This window comes from Micromonospora sp. NPDC005367, from assembly GCF_040606825.1.
In the GTDB taxonomy this organism is placed as follows: Bacteria; Actinomycetota; Actinomycetes; order Mycobacteriales; family Micromonosporaceae; genus Micromonospora.
Genome location: NZ_JBEXFP010000073.1, coordinates 1 through 24,277, shown reverse-complemented (window position 1 = coordinate 24,277; position 24,277 = coordinate 1). Strand labels below are relative to the sequence as shown.

The following is a 24,277-nucleotide window of genomic DNA, read 5'->3' as shown; positions in this document are numbered from 1 at the left end:
CCTGACTCCGTCGGGGCGTTTGCCGGTGCTGCCGAGCAGGGTCTGGACGCGGGTGAAGGTGTCGTCATCGACGAGTGGTTCGTGGGCGAGGGTGCCGGAGTAGATCCAGTCCTCGGCGGGGTTCCACCGCAGTTTGGTCTCGTGTCCCAGCGCGACGTCATCGACGTCGAGCAGGATCTCGGTTTTGCGTTGCGTGTTCCACACCTGTCACCTATCGGTTCAGCAGACCCAGGTGCCGGACGGTCGTTGGCTGTTCATCCGAATATGGGATGCCGGCTGCGCCTGCGGGGGTGGATGCTGTCCTGTTGCCATGAAGGATGACGGGGAGTAGACGTGTTTGCTGAGTTGACGAAGCCGGATGAGCGGACGCGGCGCTTCACCTCGATGGGGTTGAGCCTCGGTGGGCTCTTACATGAGGATGACGCGCTTGCCTTTCAGCGCTCCCAGGTCGCCGGCGCGGTGCTGACCGATGCTGTGCCTGCCGATCTTCGGGCGAGCTTCGAGCGGCTGCGTGGTCAGCACAGCTTGGGTGTGGTCGACTACGAGCAGTTTACTGTCGTTGCTGACGCTGCCATCGGCCTCTACGAGCCCGCTCTACGTGCTCGATTCGTCGAGTTCTACCGCGGCCGGGTGATCCCGTTCACCGACGAAGAGGGCCGGCCGCAGCCGTTGACCAGTGCCAACTACGACGACATCGCCAAGCATCTGCACAGACGTAAGCTCCGCCTGCCCGCTGGTAGCGGTGCGCCGAGGCGCTTCGCTGGCATGCTCACCGACCTGTTGGCATGGGCACGCGAACACGAACTCTTGCGGGGACAACGGACCCGACAGGGCGAACAGGTGGTCGTCAAGATGCGCAACCACCTCGCCCACGCGCGACCACATCATATCCACACTCCGGTCGAGGCGACACTCGAGCTGCGTGACCTTGCCGAGTTCATCAATCAGCTATGGGGCGTCTCGACTCCAGACGGCAGGTGTTACCCGGCACCAGTGCGACGCGAGACGCTCGCAGTCGGCTGGAACCCGACCAGCGGGCTCCAGGAGTTCACGCGCACGGAGAACCTCACCGCCGATGAGGATCCCACCACCCAGTGGATCCTGTACCGCGGGGTGCCCGACGGCTACGAGGCCGAGCGCTTCGACTCCCGATACGTCACGACCCGTGTCCCGACGCAATACCTGTGGGGGCCGGGCTCCGCCGCCGACGCGGTCGCCTGGCTGGCCACCCACCAGCCCGCCGGCGACGAGATCGACCCGGTCGACGGGCTCTACCTCGTGCGTCATCACGGCGACCACCTGTACCTGCCCCAGACTCCCGAGGTCTTCGCCGCGACTCCCGTGGAGCAGCAAGCCGGTCGGTGGCACCTGCTGCGCGCGGACGTCGGCAACGACGCCTTCGCCTGCGTACGTGCCCGTGTCACCCCGAACGAGAACCACAACAGCTGCCGCTGCCCTGTGGAACGGCTCACGCAAGGGACCTGGAACTCGGTGCACGCGAAACTGCGCCACCTGGAGCCCGCCCTCGTGCCCCATCTCCCGGCCGACGTCCGAGCGCCATCGCCGATGGCCTGGCCCCGCACAGTGGACATACCGGCCTGAATCGGCGACCGACGGGTTGTATCACGCGTAACGCGAGCCACCGGCGGCCAAGGAAGGCGAACCACCTGACCGTTGCAATGGCGCCGCGCGCCGTAGCCGCAGGAACTGATGCCGACAATCGCGCGAGCAGGACCGTCTGCCACCGGGGCCGTCAGAAGTACCAGTCGTTGAGGGTGAGGGCCTCTTCCCAATTTGTGCTGACCAGCGTGCCGTCGGGGAACACCGTAGCCGCCTCGTTCGGCTGAAAGTCTGCGCCCAGCAAATCGAGCATCGTTGCGTGAAGGCCCGCAACGTTCCCTTGCGCAGCCGCTTGGACCCGGTCGGCGACGTCGCGGCGCAGACCGATCCTCAGGTCGAGGAGGTCGAAGCGGGCAGCGATGTAGCGCTGATCCCGAGTGTCGGGTGTCCCGGCGGCAATTGCCGTCAGGAACGGCTCGTAGTACGCCAGCAGGTACCGGTCGAGGTCCAGGTCGATGTCGACCGACGCCGCTCCATCCTCGGACGGATCGACCGCGTCAACGGCCAGCTCGTGTCGGTGGGGTGGGAAAGAGGCGACACAGCCCAGGGCGAGCCATGGCCGTTGCCCCTCAATGGACTTGATGGCACGCTTCTGCGCCGCGAGGTCGGTGGCCAGGCTCGCTTCCATCGTGTTCGACCGCCCTTTGGCCTCGGCGACCACCCACCCCTGGTGACTCCAGCCGAAGAGGTCGGGGCGCTTCCTGGTGGCACCGAACGTCACGCTCCACCGGCTGGTGTATCGGTCGGCGTGCAGCAGGTAGTCGACGTCCAGCTTGTGCCGGCAGAAGATGCCGGTCATCGCCTGCCCGAGGGCGTATGACAGCGATCCTTTCTCCGAGCGGTCCAGCTCGCGGGCCAGGGCGGACCTAACCAGCCCTCCCCCATCGGTACGGCGGACGTAGGCAGGGATGAGCGATGCCCGATGGATCAGTTCCCAAACCGAGGCCAGGCCGTGGGAGAACCGGTCACCGGGTGCGCGGCCGGTGGTGAACAGCGCATGCACGAGATCGTCGGTGGTGAACTTCAATACCGCGCGCGGCGAAATCAGTCCGGCGGGAAAATGGTGGGTGTGACACCTGGCCGTGAACGGTTTCGGGTGGGGCATTGGGCCGCCTCCTGTCGCGCGGTGATCATGTGTCAGGTTTCGGGTGCATCCACGGGCACGGGTAGCCAGCGAAGGGAGCCATTGCGGCCGTCGAGCCGGGCGAAGTCTCGCCAGCTCAGGTGGTAGTGACCGGCCAGCTCGCGCTGGTTCGGCAGGTGATGGTCGTCATCCATGCCCCAGCGAAGCGTGCCGCTCAGCCGTCCGCCCTCGTGGATGCGGAACTCGTGGTACCGAGTCCGTCGACCTCGGACCGGGGGCTCCCACAGACCGCGATAGTTTGTAAGCATCAGCGCCAGGCCATCCATCGGCACCTGGCTGGCGCGACAGAACTGCTCCAGCCGGACAATGCCGAATACGAAGTCACGGCGTGCCACGTCGGAGGCGGCATGAGTGCGCAGCCGGAACTCCCCCCCCCGGCGTCGAGGTCGACGCCCTCCCAGCGGACTGTAAAGTACTTGAACTCGATGGCCGTCCGTCCCTGGGGACCGAAACAGAGCAGGTCGAGGTACTCGCGCGCGTCCTGCCTCACCTCGAGTCGGACCTGAACAGCGCCGTCGAGGCGGTGCACCGCCCAGGCATAGGCGTGCTGAAAGTCCGCCTCGGAGTGGAAGACCGTCTGCGCCTCGCGGAGTCCCTTCATCGCGGCATCGACATCGACGCTGCCCGCGATCCGCATTCGCGCCCCTCTGTCCTAAAAGGCTAAGCCGACGCCGGAAAGTCTCCCGTAGCGACGGATGGGGTGGCCCGGCTCATTGCGACGTCTGGAGGCTCACCGCACGGAGAAGCACCCAGAAGTATCAAGGTATCCGCATGGACTGACGCCCGGCATGGGCCATACACCCAGCGCCAGCGCCCACTCGGGTGCGGCGCTTCGGAGTCGGCCAACGAAAAACGGCCGATCAGCGAGCTACTGCGCCCGCCGCTCCCGCAGATGGTCCGACCGTCGGTTCTGGCTATCACACCCAGGTGGGCGTTACCCAGTTAGCGGGCGTCCAGCATGGTGATCCACTCGTTGTCGCCCACTAGGGCAACGGCACCGTCCAGAGATCGACAACGGTCCACGCGGCCATCGACTCGACCGCGCGAGGCGTGTCAAGAATCAAACACCCGGCCAGTCGCCCACCATGTCCGGCACAGAGATGCCTCGACGCAGGCCGCTACGGTCCCCGCCACGACTGCGTCGAGCCGTCGAGCCGGTAGTACGTCGCCCGCTCGGCCACCCATCACCACAGGTGCCTACAGTGTCCGCGATCAGGGATCAAGCCCGAGTTCTCCGGCGGGCTCGTCGTGCCTGGTCTGGGCCAGGAACCCTCCCGTCACCGCGATGCCGATGGTGGTAGCGGTCTCGGCGAAACCCCGAATAACTTGCACAACACGAGCCATGCGTCCCCGCCTCCTCCCGGTGCACTTCCCTGACCTATGAGACCTGAACTCATCCGGTTGTCCCAGGAGTGACTTCACAAGAGTTCCACACATCGTCACACACATCGCGGTCAAGCCGACTCGAACGGACACGCCCGACCCAGGCCACGCACGACGTACCGAACTCATGTTAGCCAAGCTATCCGTCCGATGCGGCTAGGGACTGTAAGACGAACGGTGTAACTCCTGATCAAGGAGGAGCACCTGATGTCCGAAGAATCGATGGCCGTCGTGGATACTGCCGCGGTGGCGAAGAACGGGCCGGGACAACCGGCGGACGGTATCGACGCGGAGCTGGTCGCCCAGCTCGTGGAGCAGGCCCGCGCGGCGGGTCTGCAGCTGACCGGTGATGGCGGGCTGTTGCAGCCGCTCACGAAGCGGGTCCTGGAGTCGGCCCTGGAAGGTGAGATCACCGATCACCTGGGCTATGACAAGGGCGATCCGGCCGGGAAGAACGGTGGGAACTCCCGGAACGGGGTGCGATCGAAGACGGCGTTGACGGACGTCGGCCCGGTCGAGATCGATGTGCCCCGCGACCGCGATGGCAGCTTCGCTCCGCAGCTTGTGAAGAAGCGGCAACGCCGGCTGTCCGGGGTGGACGACATGGTGATCTCCCTGTCCGCAAAAGGCCTGACCACCGGCGAGATCCAGGCCCACCTGGCGGAGGTGTATGGCGCCGAGGTGTCCCGGCAGACCATCTCGACGATCACCGACAAGGTGATCGAGGGCATGACCGAGTGGCAGAACCGGCCCCTGGACCCGGTTTACCCGGTGATCTTCCTCGACGCGGTGCACGTGAAGATCTGGGCTCTGTCGCCGATCTTGTGATGTGGACGGTTCGCCACGGGTAGGGCAGTCTCGTTGATCATGTTCAGCGTGTTCGCTTGTGGAGCAGCTACTGCCGCATCTGTCGGGTCTGTCGATCGAAGCTGTCGAGCAGCATGACGGCGTAGTGGTGCTGTCAGGTCGGGCTCGGGCCACGACTGCGCGTTGCGGCCGTTGCCGGCAGTGGTCGGGCAGGGTTCATGGGCGTTATCAGCGGCGGCTGCGGGATGTCGCGATAGCGGGGATGGGGCTGCTGCTTCAGGTGCAGGTCCGGCGGTTCCGCTGCGACAACACCGGCTGCCCGGCGAAGACTTTCGCCGAACAGATCGGTGGGCTAACCGCGCCCCATGCGCGGTTGACGCCGGGGCTGCGAGGAATGCTGACGCAGATCGGTTTGGCGTTGGCTGGCCGGGCCGGTTCCCGGCTGACGTCGGTCATCGGGGCGGCCGTGGGCCGCGACACGTTGTTGCGGCTGGTCAGAGCGTTACCCGATCCGCTGATGTCACCGATTACGGTGCTCGGCGTCGACGATTTCGCGTTCCGCCGGGGGCGTCGCTACGGCACCGTGCTGATCGACATGACCAGCCACCGTCCGGTCGACATGTTCGACGGCCGTGACGGCGACAGCCTCGCCGCGTGGCTGCGGCAGCACCCCGAAGTTGAGGTGATCTGCCGCGACCGCGCCGGTTGCTATGGCGAAGGCGCCCGCACCGGTGCACCGGACGCGTTGCAGGTCGCGGACCGGTTCCACCTCTGGCAGAACCTGGGGCAGGCGGTCGAGAAGACCGTCAACGCGTATCGGTCCCGGCTCGTCGCCGCGGCACCGTCACCAGCCGACGACACCATGCCCGCCGAGGTGCAGCCGCTACCCGAGAAGAAGATCGTGACCCGCCTGCGTGAACACCACGGCGCTGTTCACGCGCTCGCCGCACAGGGACTGAACAAGTCCGCGATCGGCCGCAAGCTCGGCCTGCACCAGGCCACGGTCCGCAATACCTGAACGCGGCCAGCTTCACCGAGTTGACCGCCGTCACCGAGCAACGCGCGCACCTGGTCGACGACTACGTCGCCTACCTGCACCAGCGCTGGAACGAAGGACAGCGCAACGCCACGCAGCTGTTCCGAGAGATCAAACAGCAGGGCTATCCCGGCGGAGAACTGGCCGTCCAGCGTTACCTACGCCGCTTCCGCAAAGGCCACGGCCACGCCCCGCACCCCGGCCCGAAACCGCCTTCAGTGCGCCAGGTCACCTCATGGATCATGACGCATCCCGACCATCTCGACCCCCGCGATACGGCCAAGCTGCGCGAGGTTCGCAGCCGCGATCGGGACATCAACCGGCTGGTCAAACACGTGCGAGCCTTCGCGGCCATGATGACCGGCCGACACGGCGACCGCCTCGACGCATGGATCACCGCCGTCGAACACGACACCCTCACGCCCCTGGCCGGGTTCGCCCGCAACCTGCGTCGCGACTTCGATGCCGTCCGCAACGGCCTGACCCTGCCGCACAGCTCCGGCCCGTTCGAAGGCAACATCAACCGCCTCAAGATGATCAAACGCCAGATGTTCGGCCGCGCCAGCCTCGACCTACTTCGCAAACGCGTCCTGCTCGCGCACTGAGAACCTCTTCACACAAACAGCGACAGAGCCAAGATCTGCGACGGGAAGGTCGCCAACCGGCCCATCTACCTGGCCCTGGCCGTCACCGTCGACGGCACCCGCGACATCCTCGGCCTGTGGGCCGGCGACGGCGGCGAAGGCGCCAAGTTCTGGCTGCAGGTCCTCACCGAGTTGAAGAACCGCGGAGTCGCCGACGCGTGCATGGTGGTCTGCGACGGGCTCAAAGGCCTCCCCGACGCGATCGCCGAGGTGTGGCCCGAAGCCGTCGTGCAAACCTGTGTGATCCACCTGCTGCGGGCCTCGTTCCGGTATGCCGGCCGGCAGCACTGGGACCCCATCGCCAAAGCCTTGCGGCCGGTCTACACCGCGCCGACCGAGTCGGCGGCCCGGGCCCGGTTCGCCGAGTTCGTCGAAGCGTGGGGCGGCAAGTATCCGGCGATCGTTAGGTTGTGGGAGCAGGCGTGGGCGGAGTTCGTGCCGTTCCTGGCCTTCGATGCCGAGATCCGCACCGTCGTCTGCTCCACCAACGCCATCGAGAGCGTCAACGCTCGCATCCGCCGCGCCGTCCGCGCCCGCGGGCACTTCCCGAACGAAGGCGCCGCGCTCAAGTGCGTCTACCTCGCGGTCATGAGCCTCGACCCCACCGGACAAGGCCGCCGGCGCTGGACCATGCGCTGGAAACCCGCCCTCAACGCCTTCGACATCGCCTTCGAAGGACGCCTGTCCGCAGGCCGCAAGTAGCCGTCAACAACCCGAGTTACACCGTTGTTCGTTTGACAGACCCTCCGACCATGCCTCTTGCCGGGCACCAGCAACTGCCAGTGTCGTTGAGGTGACGGCGTTTGGTGCGAAGAAGTTCTGGCAAGGCGATGCGGCCGTCGAGGACGTGAAAGAGATCGTTGCCGTCGGCGGTTATGAAGGGCGTTCCGCCTGGATGGGCTGCTTGGAGGAAACCTTCGGTGAAGCCGTTCACGGCGATGAAGATGCCTAGAGTGTTGCGGCTTTTGCGGCAGATCTTCGCGGCGAAGACGTCCGCCTCGGCTCGGTCGACGGGGTGTTTCCACCATTTGGCCTCGACGAGGTAGTCATCGGTGTCAAAGTGCAGTGACCCGTCGATCTGCTCGTGGTCTACCGCGTAGCCGAGCCTCGGCTCCATGTCATGAAGGTCGAATAGGTGATTTAGGACATGCTCGAACTGCCGCCCTCGCCTGTGAGGGTCAGTCGCTCGGTGAAGGTCGAGAAAGTCGGCCTTGAGAGATGACATCGCGCGGGTATGTAACCTTTTGGCCTCGGCGGCTTGGGCCTCCGCTTCCCGAGCCGCTTGAAGGCGTTCTCTCTGATGGAGATCGCGTCGGTGTCGACTCGTCAAGTCTGCTAGGACGCTTACAGCGCTGCGGGCGACCGCGATCCGCTCAGCAGCGTCGGTCTGCCGGGCGAGGTTGGGGAAGGTCGTCATCTCGGCGATTTCGGTCATGATCGTGAGAGTTGTCTCGTCGTAGGCGGTTACGCTCTGAAGTAGATCGACCAAGGTTGCGGCCACGATGCGCTTCGTCTGGGTGAAGTCGAGGCGCGCGAGCAGCTCGGGGTGACGGTGAAGGTGGCGGCGGACATATGTCTCGTACGGCTGCTTATTCCAATGGATTACCGCAAGTGCCTCGGCGAGCGCCTCGTACGCCTGCGGCGCGATGCGCATGCTCTTGGTTGTTGTTGTGGTGGTCATCTCCGGCTTGCGTCCTCTCTGTCGCGGCCGAAAGACTAGATATGGGTGGCGAGGTAGCCGTCGTGGCCGAACAGGGTCGCTCGGTCGAGGTAGTGGTTGAATCGGTCGCAGACCGGCTCGCCGAGGTGAAGGCAGGCGTGGCAGGCGCCGCCGTGGCGGCGACACGCCGGGTCGAGGGCACATCGGGTTTCGGCGGCCATGAAGGCGTTGAGGAAATGGTGGAGGTTGTTCTCGTAGACGGCTTGGACGCCGCCGAGGACGAAGTCTCCACGCGTCGCGGCGTAGATGAAGAACGTGGCGTGGCTGGGTACCAGGTATTCGCCGAGACTTTCGCGGTCGACGCCGGCGAAGACGGAGAGTTGACGGATGACGCGATGAGCGTAGGAGTGTATGAGCTCGAGTAGGTCGCGGCCGGCGGGGGCCGCGTCGGGTTCGTCGGTGAAGCGGTCGGGCGTGACGACGTGGCCGGCGACGATGGCCCGGGCGTCACTCGCGTCGGCGGCGTGGGGTAGGGCGTGGCCGCGGCGATTGAGCCAGGTGAGGACGCGCTGCGGGTCGAGGCGGAACATCAGGGCTTCGGATTCTTGGGGGTCGGCGTAGACGCGGGTGCCGCGGCGGCCTGGGAACAGGTTGAGGCGTCCCTTGCCAGGTTCGAGGCCGCCTCGTGTGAAGCCGTAGACGGCCCGGAGGACTGGAAACTTGTCGACGAGGTCGATGGCTTCGAGGCCAGCTCTGTTGATGGCGGCCGGGTAGTCATGTTGGTACATGGTGCGGGCGTTGGCTGGCGTCTCGGGTCGAGTCAGGTCAGTGATTCGTATGCGTGACTCAATTGTGGCCAGGGCGATTTCCACCGCCTCGCGTTCAGTGGCCTCGATTCGGCCGGCTGGCGCGTTCGCGAGGCGACCGATCTCCTCCTCAGGGGCGAGTTCGCCGGCGGCGCTGGCGATGGCGGCCATGGCCTCCGCGCTGGATCGTGAATAGCCTTGGCTCATGAAGTTGTCAATGGCCGATGACCTGGTTGGCTTGTCGGACCCTGGTTTGAGTGAAACGAACCCGCCGATGGCCCAGGCGAGGGCACGCCGGGGGCCGCCGGCTTCGGTGATCTCGGCCATTCTTTTTCGGTTACGTGGGTTGATCAGGGCGAACGTCTGGGGTGTGTATACGGTGGAGGCTCGGTGGATGTTGTAGACGAGCATCGTTGGGTTGCTTCGGGTGTTGTTCCATGATCGCCCGCATGGGCATTTGCGGAAACCCATTCCCTGGCGGGTCTGCCTCTCACAGATGGGGCAGACGAACCGAATGCGGGCGGCTTCCATGCTTTTTTGGTAGGGCATGCGACACAAGTTGTGGACGGGGCAGCGTGGAATGCTAGGGGCTTCGAGCATGCCGCATTCGTGGTAGCCGACGAAGTGAAGTTGATCCCAGCTCTTCTTGGCTCCGCAGGCCGGACAGTTGGGGTGATAGCGGTCTTCCACTAGGCGGCAGGCGCGGCAGATGTAGACGTTGGGGAACTGTTCGATGCGTACGCCACGGTCCGGATTGACTTCGACGACCTCGATTGGGTGGCCGGCGTGCAAGCCGCGTGCGATGCCCGCGTCGTCGCCGCGGAAGGACCAGCCGTTGACTTGCTCGATCAGTTTGCGGCGGATGACGCTGTCGTCGACGTCGACGCGGAGAGGGTCTTTCCACTCGACGGTGCGGTAGATGCCGCCTCGCAGGTCACCGGTCTGCTGTGGTAGGAAGCCGTAGAGGACTTGTGAGCCGCTGCGGTTGTCTTTCATCACGTGGTCCTTGGGCTAGTCGTCGCTGATCGGGATGCGGGCTTCAACGTCGCGCAGCGACAGCATCGGCTTGCGGTCGCGGCCGAGTAGATCGGTGGGCCACCGCGCGCCGGTTCCGAATTCCTGCAGGCGGACGAAGTAGCCCTCGAGTAGGTCGACCTCGAGGTCCTCGCGCAGCAGATGTTCGGTGTCCCGGATGCCAAGGGTGGTCGCGACGGCGTCGACCTCGGCCTGCGGCGATAGCCCGGTGAGGTTCACGTAGTCGCGGAGCAGGTCAACGGTGGTGAGGCGCTGCCGTGGAGACTTGGGTTCATGCACGAACAGGCGTCGCGCTTCGACCGCTGCGGGTGTGGTGAGTTCGAGTACTCGGCGGCTGGAGCGGGTGACTGGGATGGGTTCGATGAACCTGTCGCCTTGCTCGACGAAGGCTTGGAAGTGGCTGTAGACGGTGGAGTCGCGCTCGCGTCCTACCTTGTGAATTACGTAGACGAGACCGGGATAGGTGCGGCCGACGCGGGCGGTGGCTTGGATGAACTCCGCCGTGGTGAGCGGTACGCCGAGTACGGTCATGATGTTGAGGCGGTCCACGTCGACGCCGTGGGAGAGCATCGATGAGGCGGTGACGACGTGGATGCGTTCGGCGAACTCGTCTTCGGGGCTAAGTAGGTCGTCGAGTACGTCGCGGACGTCAGCGAAGTTTGTTTGGCCGGTCAGCGACTCCACCCGCAGCGGGTCGATGGGTACCTGGGTGCCCATCGAACGTCGGGCGGCTTCGACGTCACGAACAGTGTTGCCGTAGATCACGTCGGTGCCGTAAAGGTTGAGCAGGTCGTCGGCGACGGCGGGATCGATGCCGATCTCGGCGCACGTGGCGTCTCGGGCGCTGATCAGCCGTCGGACGCTGTCTTGCAGGATCGTGGTGGTGCGGTCGGACACCCATTCCAGGGTGACGCCGCGGGGCCACACGGCGACGAATCGGCGCAGGAGTTGATTGGTTTCGCGGCTCCAGAAGCTCTGTCCCGCCTGAGGTCCGGGTTGGGGAAACACTCGGCCGGGGCGGGAGTACAGCACGTCCACCTGGCGTTCGTAACCCTCTAGGGTCGCCGACGACGCGATGATCTTCGGCGACGTTCCGGTGAGTTCGCGCTGGAGGCCGTCGAGGATGGCCTCGTAGTGTGAGTCGACCGCGCCGAGTGAGTCCCGGAGTAGGTGGAGCTCGTCTTGCAGCCGGAAGCTGGGGGCGAAGCGGGCTCGTTGCTCTTCGTTGATCGGGGTGGTGACGGCGTCGCAGTCGGGGACGAGGCAGCCGCCCTTGCGAGAGCCGCGTTTGGCGTAGGTGAAGCCGTGCCCGTCGCGAGTGCACCATGCCGTTGGTCCGTGGACGAAGCCGCGCATGCTCGCTTGCATGCCGACGACTGACGCTTTGTCGAGGGTGCCGATGACGACGGTGGGTAGGAACCGGTAGATCTCGGCGTCGACGACATAGATGGGCAGCGGTTCGCCCTTGGTGCGACACGCGGGGTTCGCGCAGAAGTGTTCCAGGCGCCACACGCGTCGGTTGAATCGCACCTCAACGGTCTGCTCGGCACAGAAGGAACAGCGGCTGAGGACCTTGTACCGCTTGGGCATGGCGTCGTCTTCGACGTCGATGGGGTTGTATTCGGTGGGCTGTTTCGGGATGTCGTTGGGCGTGGATGACGCGCCAATGAAATATCCCAACGAGATCGGATGCCCCTTGATGGCATGGTCCTGCCGCACGACCTCCGCAGCGCCGAGCGCGTCGGCGAACCGCTGCGTCTGCTGCAAGGAGAGCATCCGTAGGGGGAACCGGCTCCAGGCGGTGATGCCGGATCGTTTACCGCGAAGCCGGTCGAAGAACGCTGCGAGGATGAGCAGGCCGAGATATGTCTCGGTCTTGCCGCCTCCGGTGGCGAACCAGACGATCTCCACGGTGTCCCACTCGCTTGGGCCGTCGGTGAGGCTGGGTAGGACCGAGAGGATGAAGCCGATCTGGAATGGGCGCCAGCCGTGGTAGCGGCCGCGGGCGGCTGTGGCCATCGCCTCGTTCATGAGCTGGAATGCCCGCCTCAGGACGTCACTCTCTCCGAGGATCGCCACGCCGCGGCGTACCCGTTCGACCTCGGCGCGGTGATGGCCGGCGGCCTCCCTGGCTTCGGCGAGCATCTCCGCGCTCCAGCCGCCGGTGGTCGCGCGGCGGGTGAGCGTGTCGTCGGACCAGTGCTGTTTTCCCCACTCCTCGTAGGCGAGTGTCAGCGCGGTGAGATGCGGGATCGGGTCCGTGGCGAGGGTGTGGAAGCCAAGGTCGAGTTGGTCGGGTGCGGTGCCGTCGAACGTGTACTCGGGGCGTCTCCGTTCGACGACGATGGTGTCGGCGGTGGTGAGGATTGGGCTGTTGCGCTGGGAGTTGACGCCGCAGTTGATACCAATCGCGGTGAGGCTCCGGTCGTAGCGGAAGCTGTCAGGCAGGCTCTCCAGGGTGTAGGGCACCGTCGGCAGGTCGAAGATCGTCAGCTGGGTCTGGAACAGGTACCGCTCTCCGCGAGGCCCCTTGTTCTCCTCTGTCGTGTTCACGAACTCCACGGTGAGTTCGGGGGTGGCGTCTCGCCACGACTCGTCACTGACCCGGACTTCCGCCGACGCGGCTATTCCCACTTCTTGCAGGCGAGCGGTGATCTTGTCCGCGCCGAAGGTCTTCTCTCGAAGCCCTAGATCCATGATGATCGGAACTTCCACCTCGATGACCTCGGTCTTCGCCCACTTGTTCGAGGACTTCTTACCTTCGCCGTTGGCGATCTGGTACCAGCCGCAGGCGGTGATCCGGACGGTGAATGCCCATGGCCCGGCTGCGGCGGGCCGCAGCCGGATGCCGATGGCGCATGGATCCATTCGTCGCTCGCGGCCGGGGCGGGCGATGGCGGCCCTCTCCGGTGCGAGCCGTCCCAACCAGAAGACCCCCGCCGGGTCAACGTCAAGCGTCTCCGTGTGGTCGCCGCGGCCCTCCGCGGTGACTCGCTCGTCGAGCCACCGCACGAAACGAGTGTGCGCCTCGTGTTGCCTCATGCCGCTCTCCCCAATACCAGTTCCGCCAACGCGCGAACATCGCGATCCTCACGTAGAACACTGAGGATCTTGGCCTCGAGCTGGCGCACCCGTTCCCGACTGATGCCATGCTCGGTCCCGATGGACTCCAGTGTCGCCTCGTCCTGATCCCCGAAGCCGAAGCGGGCCTCCACAATGCGCAGCGACCGGGGATCGAGAACCTCGGTCAATCGCTGTCGCAGCCCGACCGCGACGTCCGAGGTGACGACCGCGTCCTCGGGGCCAGGCTCGGTGGCCACCAGCACAAAATCGCCGAGAGTCGCGTCGCCATCGACGGCGGCCACGGTGGCGTCGAGATGAACGACCGGGGAAGACCAATCCAGGAGCGCCTGCACTCGTGCCGGGTCTTCCTGGACGCCGTCGGCGATCTCCGCGAGGCTAGCGGGACGGCCATTCCGCGCCTCGAAGGAGCGCGCGTAGTTCTCGACCTTGCGGACCTGCTCCCAGATATGGACAGGGAGGCGGATGAGGGTTCCGGTGTCGGCGATCGCGCGCTCCACGGACTGCCGAATCCACCACGACGCGTAGGTGGAGAACTTGAAGCCCTTCTCGGGGTCGAACTTCTCAGCTGCTCGATGAAGGCCTTTCACACCTTCCTGCACCAGATCGTCGAAGTCCAGGTCGCCCGACCGGTGGGTATACCTGCGCACCATGCTGATCACAAGGCGAATGTTCGCGAGGATGAGCGTGTCCCGGGCCTGTCGGCCGTCATCGATTAGAGCACGCGCTGGCGGGTCGGGATCGGCTCCCAGACTGGCAGCAGTCTCAGCGGCGGCGAGGCCGAGTTGGATGCGCCTGCCGAGGTTGACCTCGTCCTCCCCTCGAAGAATGGCGTGAATCCGCATCGACGCTGGCAAGGTGGCGGCGTCGCGTCTAGCCGACCGCCCGCCGTCAGGCGCGATGCCAACTGGCGCGTCCACCTCGAGCCCGAGGTCGCGCAGGGCCAAAACGATCTCTGGCAGCGCGTCGCCGAGGCCGCGTGCGGTGACGACGCGTACCACGTCGGACCATTCCAGCTTCCCCGCCCGCTCCGCGTCGTCGGCCAGGACGGCCACGCAGCGGGCGAAGTCATCACCCTCGCTCACCCGAACGTCTCCTCCTCACGCTGTCCAACCTGACGTCCCAAGGCCTGAAGCCCATGGGTTGATAAGGCCCTCGCGGTCTCGCCCCTGTTTTCGCCTGCTCCTGAGAAACATGGAGCAGTTCTACTCGCCCCGCAAGGGTTCGGGCAGGAGTCCATTTCGGGCGTGTCAATGTCACTCGTTATGGTTCACGGTGAAAGCGCGTTACGCCCGAAGCGTTGACGGCCTCCTTCCGCTCAGATAAGTTCCTGCCGTAGCCCACGTATAGGCATGGCCTGCTCGACGATGCGTATGCCCTGCTCCGGCGGCCCTCGTGCCCGCGGGGCCGTCGACCACTCGGCGCCCTTCTGTTCGCATGCGCGAGCCTTCGCAGGCCGATTTACCGACCCTGAAAATCATCCATTCGGGCGACCTGGCGTGCCCAAGGAGAACGTGAGTGCTGTTCGTATGCTGACAGTCGGGTGTCCGACCATGTCGGAAAGTTGATGTCCTGCGGATGCCGGTCTGCGGGCTGTCCGTAAGACGGCCGGCCCTAACGGTGTGGCGGCAACGATGTCGCGTGGGTGGCCGGGTCCTGACCACGACGGCGACTACAGCCGTGCGCTGTCCTGCCACCGCTGGACTGGTTACAGTTTGCCGCGACATCGCCACTTGCTGACGGTGCTGGCGGCCAGAGCGAAAGTCTCTACGACTGTTTTGCGCGCAGGGCCAGACATGTCAGACTGCGAAACCCGGATCGGCGAACTCTCGGAGGCAGCGTTGGCAGAAAAGTGGGCGGCTGAGTTTCGCCTCAGCATCACCCGCGCCCTCGCCGATCAGTTGGAAACCACCCTGCGGCCTCTCAAGCCCGCGCCCTTGACGGCGGTCGCGCTCTCCGCAGTACTAGCGCGCCCCGGCGTGTACGCGCTGTTCTTCAAGGGGGAACGCGTCTACGTCGGAAAGGCCGCCAGGTCGCTGCAGGACCGGCTGACCCAACACCTGCGCAAGTTGTCTGGCAGAACGGGGCTCGACTCCGCAGCCGTCCAGTTCGTGTGTGTCTACGTCGATGAGGATCTGGACGCGGCAGCGCCGGAGAAGCTGCTTATCAAGAAGTATCGGAAACGCGACAGTATCCCGTGGAACACCAACGGGTTCGGCAACAAGGATCCGGGGCGCAACCGCGACACGAGCGTGGTCAAGGCAGCGCACTTCGACGCCACCTATCCCATTGACCTTGAGTACCAGTGCCACCTGCGGCCGGGCGTGCAGCAGATAGCGGTCGCCTTGGAAGCCGCGAAGGCGCAGCTCCCATACCTTCTCCGTTTCGAAACTAGCGCTTCCGCCAGAGAGGCCTACCGGGACCTCTCGATGGTCGTCCCCGCGGAGCCTCTGACCGCCAGAAACCTCGCCCAGCATCTAGTCGCCGCTCTACCCGCTGGATGGCAGATGACCGCCCTGCCTGGCTACCTCATCCTGTATCAAGAGCGTCGACGGTATGGCAGCGCCCTCGGCTGGTGGCGACGGGAGTCGGGCGGTGATGTGCTCTTCACCCCGGGTCCACGCCAGTTCGCCGCTGGCGCGGTGGACGCGGAGGCGGTGGACTCGGGAGCTGGCGACCCCACTTCACTCTTCGAGCTCGACGCGTAACTTCGATTAGTAGAGGCAGCCGGGAGTGCCCAACTTCATAGATTACGTCGACATTAGTTCCGCCGCCGCGCGTGGGCAGTGGCAGGCCATCCTCACGCGTGCCCCGGTCACAGCGGGCCGACAGGTCAACTTCCTTCCTGTCGAGACGCTGACGTGTCTCGCCGCGAGTTTCCTGGTCAACCACAGGAAGTACGGTGGCTCTACCGCGCACTTGGCCGAGGAGCCCGTCCCCACGCTCGGGCGCCTATTCCAACGTCCGAACAGCAGCGTCTTGGCCAAGATGGCGAACCTTGACGGCAGCAGACGCAACGGCGCCAAACACGAGATCGAGGTTGCCGCTCATCTCCTCGCGGTCCCGGGGCGCCTCGGTGCCGTATACCGGGTCATACTCGCCGCCGCCCGAGACGTTGGCATCGACTCGAAGAACCTACCGGACTTTCTCGGCCTCGCGGACGACGGCGCTGACCTGCGACTTAGCGGTCAAGCCCAGCTAGAGACAGCGGAGGTCGAGAGCGCGGTACAGGCTACCTCGATTGACTGGCTTAAGTCGCGAGCCGACCTTGATGAACAGACGACGGAACGTCTCCTTGTCGCCGCCGCCCGTGTCGGTCAGCACCGATTCGCCAACGAGGTGCTCCGCAACCACGACCATCGCTGTGTCTTCTGCGGCCTGTCGGTGAAGATGGCGGGCGGCAGGGCCGCTCGAATGCTGGTCGCCAGCCACATCAAGCCATGGCGGGCGAGTACGCCGGCCGAGCGTTTGGACGCGCGTAACGGCCTCACCGCCTGCCCCACGCATGACATCGCGTTCGACACCGGGCTCATGACTGTCAACGGCGGCCTGCGCATCCACCTGAAGCCCTCACTCGCGAACGCCGTGCGTACCGACACGGCGGCTCGAGCCGCGTTCGGCCGACCGCCACTGGCGGATTCCCTTCTCCTGCCGGCGACCGCGCCTTCTCCGCGGGCAAAGTATCTGACGTGGCATCACCTCCATGTCTACGGAGGCACGCCACCGATGGCGCCAGCGAGCTCCGTCGGGCGAACGCGGCCGAAGTCCGCTGACTCCCCATCACCGGGATCGGTTCGCGATCCGCCCAACCACTAACGCCGCCCGAAATCAAGACGACGGAGCGGTCCGTTCCGAACGAGCTCGCCGGCTAGACGCCGCCGCCCGAACCGCAGCCGCGACGCGCTTGACAGCCTCGACCGGATCCTCGTGCTCCCAAATCCTGATCACGGTCCAGTCGGCTTCGGTGAGTAGCCCGTTGGTCTCCGCGTCGCGGGCGCGGTTCCCAGCGATCTTGTCGCTCCAGAAGCGGTCGTTGGCGCGAGCGGGACGGTAATGCTCGGGGCAGCCATGCCAGTAGCAGCCGTCGATGAAGACCGCGACGCGAGCTGCGGGAAAGACGATGTCAGCGGTTCGACGCAGGCCAGCCAGTGGTCTGGCGTTGACCCGGTACCGCAAGCCCATCTTGTGCAGAAGTGAGCGTACTCGTCGCTCCGGGCCTGTATCCCGAGCCTTGTTCGCGCGCATGACGGTCCGTACGGCTGGGCTTTTCGCCCAGGACGATGAGGCGGTGTCCGGTGGGGTGAGAAGCCCTCGGGCCCAGGCCAACCGCCATCCCTCGGCCAGGTTATCGGCCCGGGTGTCGTGTTCGACCTCGCCCAAGTATCGAGCGGGCGAGCGGCCCCTGTCAGACCATCGCAGATAGGCCCGAATCCGGCGAGTCCGGGGCAGCAGTTTGAGGTCCACGGAGGCGCGGGCCCGACGTCCATCGCCGAGGTCAACCCATCGCCGATCGGGTCCCCCGGCCGCACGATCTTGCTCCAGGGATGCCGCTTTCCGGCTGCGGCCGCGCCGGCCCCTCCAGGCTCTCGAGTCCGGTGGCTTGTCCGCCCAGTGACTCTCGGATCTGGCCGCAGTGGTGGTCACCGCTGGCTCTCGGCCTCGTCGAGAGCCGCGGCGATGGCTTTCGCGAAGAACTCGCCGAGAACGACGGGTACAGCGTTGCCGAGCTGGCGCATCTTCTCGCCCCGAGGCCCGGCGAGCAGCCAATTGTCCGGGAAGGTCATGACGCGCGCTGTCTCCCGTACCGTCATATACCGATGCCGGTAGGGATACGGCTTCTCGCTGGCCGGTTCAGGCCACAGATCGTCGGTCAACATCACCGACTCACCGCCGGGGACACCATGCACTCCCGCCTTGACCGTCTTGGCGGGTCGGTCGAGTTCGTTCGGAGTGTGGCCGGCGTAGATGCGTGCATCTGGCCAGCCAATGTGGTCGGTGAACCCACCGAGATTGTGCTCTCGCCGATCTAGCCGATCCCACGGCACGGGCGGAAGGGAGGGCTGCCCGTCAAGGCCTTGGAGGGCATCCCGGAGGGTCCGCCACGGCAGTCTGCCGTCATCCTCGGGAGCGGTGGTTGGTAGTCGGGACATGACGCGCTCGCGTACGTGCTCGGGGACCTGGGGATGCCGCCGCCAGTAGGTGCCGTCGAGCATCGATCGAACCAGCGCCGCCTCCGAGTACCGCGGACGCACCGACCGCTTGAAGCGTTCGATGTCGACTCCCAGATCCGATCGAAACGCCACGATGATAATCCTGTTGCGGATCTGCGGAACGCCGTAATCGGCGGCGTTGACCGTGGTGGTGACGACGTCATACCGCCGCTTGGGGTCCGGCGGATCCTCAGCCAGACGTTCCTTGAGCACCTCGTCATGGTCGCGCCAGGTCGAGTCGTGGTCACGCTCCTGGAAGGGGAGTCGCAACTCGCGCTCGATGTACTCGAAGTACGGTCGAAAGGACGGGCGCAGCAGGCCACGCACGTTCTCGCACATGACGGCCTTGGGCTGGATCTTGCGGATGGCGCGAAACATCTCCGGGAACATGTTCCGCTTGTCCTCGTCGCCCCTCGCGACGCCGCCCAGGCTGAACGGCTGGCATGGGGGTCCCCCAGCGAGGAGATCCACCCGATCCCATAGATAGTCGAACTTGACCCCGCTGACGTCACCCCTGACCAAGGGCCACCTCTCGCCGGGGAGGGGCACCCGCTCGGTCTCGCCGCGGTCAACGGCGGCGTTGGCCTCAAGCGTGTCGCACGCGTACTTGACCAGTTCGTTGACCAGGAGAGGACGAAAGCCCGCCCGGTGAACAGCCATCGCCAAGCCGCCGCCGCCCGCGAAAAGTTCCACCGAGGTGCGGTCCCTGATCTGCTCTTCGGGCGGCTCAGACATGGAAGGAGCATACCGCGGAGTTGTCGATCTTGGAAAGGTGAATCGCGGGTGTGTCGCAGCCGCCGGGTCTCGGTGTCAGCTGAGTCCGTCCGAGCCGCAGCATCCACGCGACTCGGGGTGTGGTTGGGTATTGCCATCGTGAGGAGGGCGATGGCGACCTGGCAGCTCGGTCCGTTCGACAACGACGACGCGGTAGAGTGGTGCGATGCCCTAGAGGCCGCCCCCCTCGAACAACGCGCCGAACTCGTACGCGACACCCTTGCGGTGGCGGTGGCCGGGCGGGCCCTCACGGCCGGGGAAGCCGCTCGAGCGGTGGCGGCGGCCGCCGTGGCGCTCCAATCGCTCAGCGGCGTGCCCTTCTCGAACTCGGCGCACGCTCCACGCTTCCTGTCCGACAAAGGGGCCATGGCAGTCGATTCATCAATTCGAGACCTGGCCGTGCGAGCGCTCGGCGAAGTGCTAGCGACCGGTTCAGCCTGGCGGCTGCGGTGGGCTGACAACATCGAGGAAGAAGAGGCTCTCGCTGTCGTCGAAAGCCTTCGGAGTTACCTCATCTCGGCGGTGACGCCGTAGTCACACATCGTTAAGCATGTTCTCGTGTGAATCTGCTTCAACAGGTATGTCTTCCCCGGCGGCGGTGGTGAAACTAGTAGGTGCCAGCTGTGCAAGGTCACCAATGACGCCCGCCATGATTGACTCGAGGGAACTGTGGGGCGGCACTCGTCTGAAGTGGATGTTGATCTCCTTTCGGATCAGGCTCTCCGGCTTCTGGTCCTCGGCAAGGGCGTCCGCCCACTCCCTCCCTGGGTGGAGCGTATCCCAAGGTGATCGCTTATTCTTGCGAGTCTCGGCCTTATCGCCATGCTTGCTCATTCCGAAGCAGATCTTCGTTTCGTTATTCCAAATCGGCTGAAAGAACTGTATGAGCTGTTCCTCGGCCGCACTCTGATACCCTGTCTGCACGATGAGGAATCGGCATTCGAAATCCTCGAGGCGCAAGGTCGAGGCGGCCTTCCGGATGCTCCCGCGGTGATCGTTCAAACGACGATGAAGGCGCGTTCCTTGGCTAACCGCATCCTTCGCCTCGGCCTCCTGCGGGTCCGCCTTGCCGACATATATCGGCTGCTCCGTACGGGAAATCGGCGAGTACGCGTCGAAGGGGCCGTTGTAGTACAGCGCGTATACCCCGGCCCCATAGAAGGGCCTGAGGGCCGCCAGTGGATGCCTCTGCTGGGCGATCATGGTCAGTGCGACGATACGACCCGTGGTGCTGGGAGCGCTGGGATCAAACAGGCCCCGTGGCCTCAAGATTGGGTCGAGGCGAGTAACGGCCTGGTCCAGCCGCTTCGCCTCAGCGGCGAGGGCCCCACGCAGAGCGTTGCGGGTCCCCGTGTGACGGGGAGGATCGATCGCCTGCAACTCGTCGGCGAGGGCCGCGAGTCGCTCGACGAAACTTTGACCGCGGTCGCGCGCGCGACGACTCGGCGAAGGCACGTTTAGAGGTTACAGGGCCACCTGGGTGGCTTCCTCGCCTACCGGCACCGACCGTCGCGTGGCTACCCTCCGGTCGGCTGCCGGTTGTCAACGCCTAAGCGCTGGCTGGCGGTGCATAGGTAGGCCAGACCTCGTCGACGGGACACCACCGGCCTCCCACACGTCTGCCTCGGAGTAGCGACCTTCCGATAGTCGGTGCCCACGAGGTATGTACGACGGGACCGGGAGGCCTCTCTACTGCCGAGGCATCTGTAGACATAATTGATATTCTATTCCGGGCGCGCCGGCGCTCCACCTCACCGTGAGGACGTCCGTCATGCGGGGTCTCCGCCACCGGCAGCGCGGGCAGTGTGGTCTACGAGGACGTTGCACGCCGGGAAGAGGCTGGGTGGCGCATCGCGTATCGCAAGGTGATTCCCCGCCGCACGCCGCTGCACCCCCCCCTGACAGCCGAAAAGGCGCCATCGTCAGGTCGCCCGGATGGGACGCTGCGTGTGTGCCGGCCAGCCGTCGTCCGTGCGTCGGAGAGCGCACCTCAGATCCGCTGACGACCGCCCGCGCGCCCGTGGGGTGGGCAAGAGAACAGGGGAAGGGGGTGCTTGCCCGGCCGCCTTCGCCTGCTGCCTCGGAGCACCGTGGCACGAAATCGGGCGGGACGATCGGGATGTCGTTACCGGCGAGGGTTGCTCGGGGGCCGGGTGACGGCATTACCACCGCGTCGCGCGGCTCGGCGCCGGCCATCGTCCTGAGGCTCACAGAGCAGGCAAGACAACCGATCCAATGGCAGTGCAGGTGACGAAACCCATCGGGCCGACATCGTGAGGGCTCACGGTGGGCGTTCCGGATGGTGGCGCGCGTATCCAAGCTCGGTGGGCGTCCGCCGACTCGGTCGCCATTGACTTGATGTGACGGCGCGGATGCGCTGTGCTGACAACCGGTTGTGGTCTGGTCGGGGGTGATCGTGGGCGTGCAGGTGAACCCCGAGTGGTGGAGCTCGGGAGTCTGGAACGGCCGGCCGATAGGCGAGTTCCTGCGGCGGCGGGATGTCAGTGCCGTCTTCCGGTTTCTTCATGCCCGGGGAGTTTCCTACGGCAGGATCGCGACGCTCGTTGATGTCTCGCCCAATCGGGCGGCCGAGATCGCCAAGGGCGTCCGGCAGGTCACGGCCTACGAGGTTCTGGAGCGGATCGCGGTCGGCCTAAGCATCCCGCGTCCGGCCATGGGGCTCGGCCGGGACGAAGAAGGGCACGGTGTCGAGGAGCTGCGGTGGCTCTCGGCTGCAGGTGACGTCGTGAATCAGCCGGTGATCGGAGTCGGGACCCGCGTAGAGGTCGGCGTCCTGGCGCAGCTGCGTCTGGGCCTGGATGGGGCTCTGGCATCGTCGAGCGTCGCTCCGCGGCATCTCGAGCTCATGGAGGAGTCTGTGGGTGAGCACATGCGGATATACCCGTCGGCCTCTCCGGGGGTGATGCTGTCGCTGCTGGCGGGTGACTGCCGGGAGGTGCAGGTTCTGTCAGGGCGACGGCAGCCGGCGGCGGTCCAGGCTCGGCTGTCTGGGGTGGCGGCGCTGTTGGCGACGATGTGCGCGGATGCGTTGATGCGACTCGGGGAGGTTGCCGAGGCGCAGCGATGGTACGGCACGGCGATCCGCGCGGCGGATGACAGCGGGCAGGCCCGGCTGAGGGGGCTGGTGCGGGCCCAGGCGGCGATGCTGCCGTACTACTTCGGAGACCCTGGTCAGACCGTCGCGCTTGCCGAGGCGGCGCTGGCTCTCACCTCGACCGCATCGGCACCGGGCGCCCTGGCTGCGGCCGGCCGGGCACGTGCGTTGGCCAGACTCGGGGCCGCCGACCAGGCACGGTCAGCCATCGACCAGGCCCGCCGGATATTCGACCAGGCCGGTGACGACGACACCGACGTGGCGTTCCGGTTTCCGGCGAAGCGTCTTCTGTTCTACCTTTCGGGGACGTATACCTGCCTCGCTGACACCGCTAGGGCGTACCGGGTTCAAGACGAGGCGTTGCGACTGTACGGCGAGGCACCCGCCGTACCGATCGACGTAGCGCTCCTCGCTTTAGACAGGTCAGCGTGCCTCGTACGGGACCGACGCGCGGCCGAAGCAGCGGTGACCGCCCACGACGCCATCGCGAACCTACCGGAGACACAGCAGACAGAGATCCTCCTCACCAGGGCTACCGATGTGATCTCCATGGTTCCCGAGCGAGATCGCCACGGTGCGGTGGCGGCGTTGACCGATTACGTGCGGGCCTGCCGCGAGCGCGCCCGTAGGCTAGGGGCCACCACTGCGCTCGATCCCTAGGAGCCGCATGTTCGTCGAGGCGCGCACCCGCCCGGTGCTCACCGAGGTGTGCCGTCGGCTCGGCTACCCCGACGCAGACGCCGCCCTGCTACGGCACCACACCAACGCTGTCTACGCCGTCGGCGACGTCGTGATCAAGATCGCCCCTGCCTCTTCCGACCTGGAGCGAGCACGGGCCATGGTGGCTGTGGTCGACTGGCTGGAGGCCCGGGGGTTTCCGACGGTGGGACTCCACTCGGCCCTTGTACAGCCGTTGCGGGTTGATGGTCACGCTGTCACGGTCTGGCAGCGTCTTGACCCCGCACACGATCAACCCATCAGCGTCGCCGAACTGGGAACACTGCTCCGCCAATTGCATGCCCTGCCGACCCCGCCAATGCCGCTGCCCGTCCTGCGGCCGATCCACAGCATCGAGCGGTCCGTTTCCCGCTCGACGATCCTAAAAGGGAACGAGCGGGATCTGCTGATGGGCCGGCTCCGGGTACTGGCAGCCCGGTTAGACGCGCTGGGGTTCCCGCACGAGGCCAGCTTGATTCAGTCCGACCCGCAAACACGGAACGCGCTGCGGCGCTTCGACGGTACGCCGGTACTGGCCGACTGGGACGGCGCCGCCCTCGGACCCCGCGAGTGGGACATCGCGACGGTCGCCGTTCACTGTCGCCGATTCGACCCGCCCGGCCACACGCCCTTCGCCGAGTTCACTACCACTTACGGGTGGGATGCCACCGCTTGGCCTCAATTCGAGGAGCTGTGCCAGCTGCGTGAGCTGCAGATGATTGCCACCAATGCCCGCAAGTCCCGTCCCGGCACGGAGGCCGCCGACGAGGTGCACCGCCGGATCGCGGGCCTGCGCGATGACGGCGCCGAACTTACTCGGTGGCACATCCTCTGAACCCCGCCGAGTAGGGGACGGGCAACTTCCTCAGCCACCCGCGCACGGCCAGCTCAGACACGATGAGGCACACGGTGACCCACCACGCTGGGTCTATGTTGGCCCCGTCACCCCCCGCGATCGTGAACGCCAGGAACACGTCGGCGAGCCGGTCCAAGATCAATTGGGCCCCACGCTACACCGACGGACCAGCGGCAGCCTCACGCCAGGGAGATCCAGATGCACGTGCCAATGGGCGGCAAGTCAGGCGGCGACCCGACGCACCGGCAAGTGCTCGCGCCGGGCACTCCGTCGACTGTCCGGGTGGCTCCCCGTTCCCGTACTGCCATGAGGGCTGCGGGGGCGGGCGACCGGCGGTCTGCGCCCTGTCGCTGGCTGGCGGCGGTGGGTTTGCCGGTGCACCGGCAAAC

Annotated in this window: 19 protein-coding genes and 3 pseudogenes; 10 read left to right on the top strand and 12 right to left on the bottom strand. The window is 65.9% G+C overall.

Translation table 11 applies throughout. From position 1 onward, the window contains the following. Positions 1 to 204, bottom strand: a pseudogene (locus tag ABZS42_RS30590) (recombinase family protein); the annotation flags it as partial. 129 nt (positions 205 to 333) lie between these two features. On the opposite strand from ABZS42_RS30590, the gene ABZS42_RS30585 reads away from it, so the two are divergent. Continuing rightward, entirely contained in the window at positions 334 to 1,602 is a 1,269-nt protein-coding gene (locus ABZS42_RS30585; RefSeq protein WP_355151219.1) for a hypothetical protein, read from the top strand. Positions 1,603 to 1,753: 151 nt separating this feature from the next. On the opposite strand, the gene ABZS42_RS30580 is transcribed toward ABZS42_RS30585, so the two are convergent. From ABZS42_RS30580 to ABZS42_RS30565, 4 genes are all read right to left on the bottom strand, one after another. Further along, complete coding sequence (locus tag ABZS42_RS30580; RefSeq protein WP_355151217.1) at positions 1,754 to 2,725, bottom strand: hypothetical protein; 972 nt, start codon at positions 2,723 to 2,725, stop codon at positions 1,754 to 1,756. A 32-nt stretch (positions 2,726 to 2,757) separates the two neighbouring features. After that, on the bottom strand, positions 2,758 to 2,898 hold the full coding sequence (locus ABZS42_RS30575) for a hypothetical protein (protein WP_355151215.1): 141 nt from the start codon (positions 2,896 to 2,898) through the stop codon (positions 2,758 to 2,760). A 113-nt stretch (positions 2,899 to 3,011) separates the two neighbouring features. Further along, a complete protein-coding gene (locus tag ABZS42_RS30570) occupies positions 3,012 to 3,401 on the bottom strand; it encodes a hypothetical protein (RefSeq protein WP_355151213.1) in 390 nt (129 codons plus the stop codon). A 575-nt stretch (positions 3,402 to 3,976) separates the two neighbouring features. Further along, positions 3,977 to 4,108 carry a hypothetical protein gene (locus ABZS42_RS30565; protein ID WP_355151211.1) on the bottom strand — a complete coding sequence of 44 codons (132 nt, stop codon included), beginning with the start codon at positions 4,106 to 4,108 and terminating at the stop codon, positions 3,977 to 3,979. A gap of 261 nt (positions 4,109 to 4,369) precedes the next feature. Between ABZS42_RS30565 and ABZS42_RS30560 the strand changes: the two are divergent. The 4 genes and pseudogenes from ABZS42_RS30560 to ABZS42_RS30545 all read left to right on the top strand — a co-directional run. Beyond that, positions 4,370 to 4,951 (top strand): annotated as a pseudogene (locus ABZS42_RS30560) (transposase); the annotation flags it as partial. An 82-nt stretch (positions 4,952 to 5,033) separates the two neighbouring features. After that, complete coding sequence (locus ABZS42_RS30555) at positions 5,034 to 5,972, top strand: ISL3 family transposase (RefSeq protein ID WP_355151209.1); 939 nt, start codon at positions 5,034 to 5,036, stop codon at positions 5,970 to 5,972. 20 nt (positions 5,973 to 5,992) lie between these two features. Continuing rightward, a complete protein-coding gene (locus ABZS42_RS30550) occupies positions 5,993 to 6,595 on the top strand; it encodes a transposase (protein WP_355151207.1) in 603 nt (200 codons plus the stop codon). 30 nt (positions 6,596 to 6,625) lie between these two features. Next, positions 6,626 to 7,336: pseudogene (locus ABZS42_RS30545) on the top strand (IS256 family transposase); the annotation flags it as partial. Positions 7,337 to 7,352: 16 nt separating this feature from the next. Here the strand turns inward: ABZS42_RS30545 and ABZS42_RS30540 are convergent. The 4 genes from ABZS42_RS30540 to ABZS42_RS30525 are packed head-to-tail and all read right to left on the bottom strand — an operon-like array spanning position 7,353 to position 14,301. After that, on the bottom strand, positions 7,353 to 8,315 hold the full coding sequence (locus ABZS42_RS30540) for a restriction endonuclease (protein ID WP_355151205.1): 963 nt from the start codon (positions 8,313 to 8,315) through the stop codon (positions 7,353 to 7,355). A gap of 35 nt (positions 8,316 to 8,350) precedes the next feature. Next, on the bottom strand, positions 8,351 to 10,096 hold the full coding sequence (locus tag ABZS42_RS30535; RefSeq protein ID WP_355151203.1) for a hypothetical protein: 1,746 nt from the start codon (positions 10,094 to 10,096) through the stop codon (positions 8,351 to 8,353). Positions 10,097 to 10,111: 15 nt separating this feature from the next. Next, the gene (locus tag ABZS42_RS30530) at positions 10,112 to 13,177 is read right to left on the bottom strand and encodes a DEAD/DEAH box helicase family protein (RefSeq protein WP_355151201.1); all 3,066 of its coding nucleotides are present in this window, start codon (positions 13,175 to 13,177) and stop codon (positions 10,112 to 10,114) included. Continuing rightward, entirely contained in the window at positions 13,174 to 14,301 is a 1,128-nt protein-coding gene (locus tag ABZS42_RS30525) for a sigma-70 family RNA polymerase sigma factor (RefSeq protein ID WP_355151199.1), read from the bottom strand. The genes ABZS42_RS30530 and ABZS42_RS30525 overlap by 4 nt, the downstream gene beginning before the upstream one ends. A gap of 657 nt (positions 14,302 to 14,958) precedes the next feature. Between ABZS42_RS30525 and ABZS42_RS30520 the strand changes: the two genes are divergently transcribed. Both ABZS42_RS30520 and ABZS42_RS30515 read left to right on the top strand, forming a co-directional pair. Beyond that, positions 14,959 to 15,924 (top strand): GIY-YIG nuclease family protein, encoded by a 966-nt coding sequence (locus tag ABZS42_RS30520; protein ID WP_355151221.1) that lies wholly within the window; start codon positions 14,959 to 14,961, stop codon positions 15,922 to 15,924. Between the two features lie 25 nt (positions 15,925 to 15,949). Then, positions 15,950 to 17,032 carry an HNH endonuclease gene (locus ABZS42_RS30515; RefSeq protein ID WP_355151197.1) on the top strand — a complete coding sequence of 361 codons (1,083 nt, stop codon included), beginning with the start codon at positions 15,950 to 15,952 and terminating at the stop codon, positions 17,030 to 17,032. A 12-nt stretch (positions 17,033 to 17,044) separates the two neighbouring features. On the opposite strand, the gene ABZS42_RS30510 is transcribed toward ABZS42_RS30515, so the two are convergent. Continuing rightward, on the bottom strand, positions 17,045 to 17,461 hold the full coding sequence (locus ABZS42_RS30510) for a very short patch repair endonuclease (protein ID WP_355151195.1): 417 nt from the start codon (positions 17,459 to 17,461) through the stop codon (positions 17,045 to 17,047). Between the two features lie 395 nt (positions 17,462 to 17,856). After that, positions 17,857 to 19,161: a DNA cytosine methyltransferase gene (locus ABZS42_RS30505; RefSeq protein WP_355151193.1), complete on the bottom strand. Its 1,305-nt coding sequence runs from the start codon at positions 19,159 to 19,161 to the stop codon at positions 17,857 to 17,859. A 150-nt stretch (positions 19,162 to 19,311) separates the two neighbouring features. Between ABZS42_RS30505 and ABZS42_RS30500 the strand changes: the two genes are divergently transcribed. Beyond that, on the top strand, positions 19,312 to 19,734 hold the full coding sequence (locus tag ABZS42_RS30500; protein WP_355151191.1) for a DUF4259 domain-containing protein: 423 nt from the start codon (positions 19,312 to 19,314) through the stop codon (positions 19,732 to 19,734). Here the strand turns inward: ABZS42_RS30500 and ABZS42_RS30495 are convergent, their stop codons facing one another. Next, on the bottom strand, positions 19,735 to 20,655 hold the full coding sequence (locus ABZS42_RS30495; RefSeq protein WP_355151189.1) for an Eco29kI family restriction endonuclease: 921 nt from the start codon (positions 20,653 to 20,655) through the stop codon (positions 19,735 to 19,737). A 955-nt stretch (positions 20,656 to 21,610) separates the two neighbouring features. On the opposite strand from ABZS42_RS30495, the gene ABZS42_RS30490 reads away from it, so the two are divergent. Next, positions 21,611 to 22,975, top strand: coding sequence for a hypothetical protein (locus tag ABZS42_RS30490; protein ID WP_355151187.1), 1,365 nt, complete (start codon positions 21,611 to 21,613; stop codon positions 22,973 to 22,975). A gap of 7 nt (positions 22,976 to 22,982) precedes the next feature. Continuing rightward, complete coding sequence (locus ABZS42_RS30485) at positions 22,983 to 23,867, top strand: phosphotransferase (RefSeq protein ID WP_355151185.1); 885 nt, start codon at positions 22,983 to 22,985, stop codon at positions 23,865 to 23,867. Positions 23,868 to 24,277 lie beyond the last annotated feature (410 nt).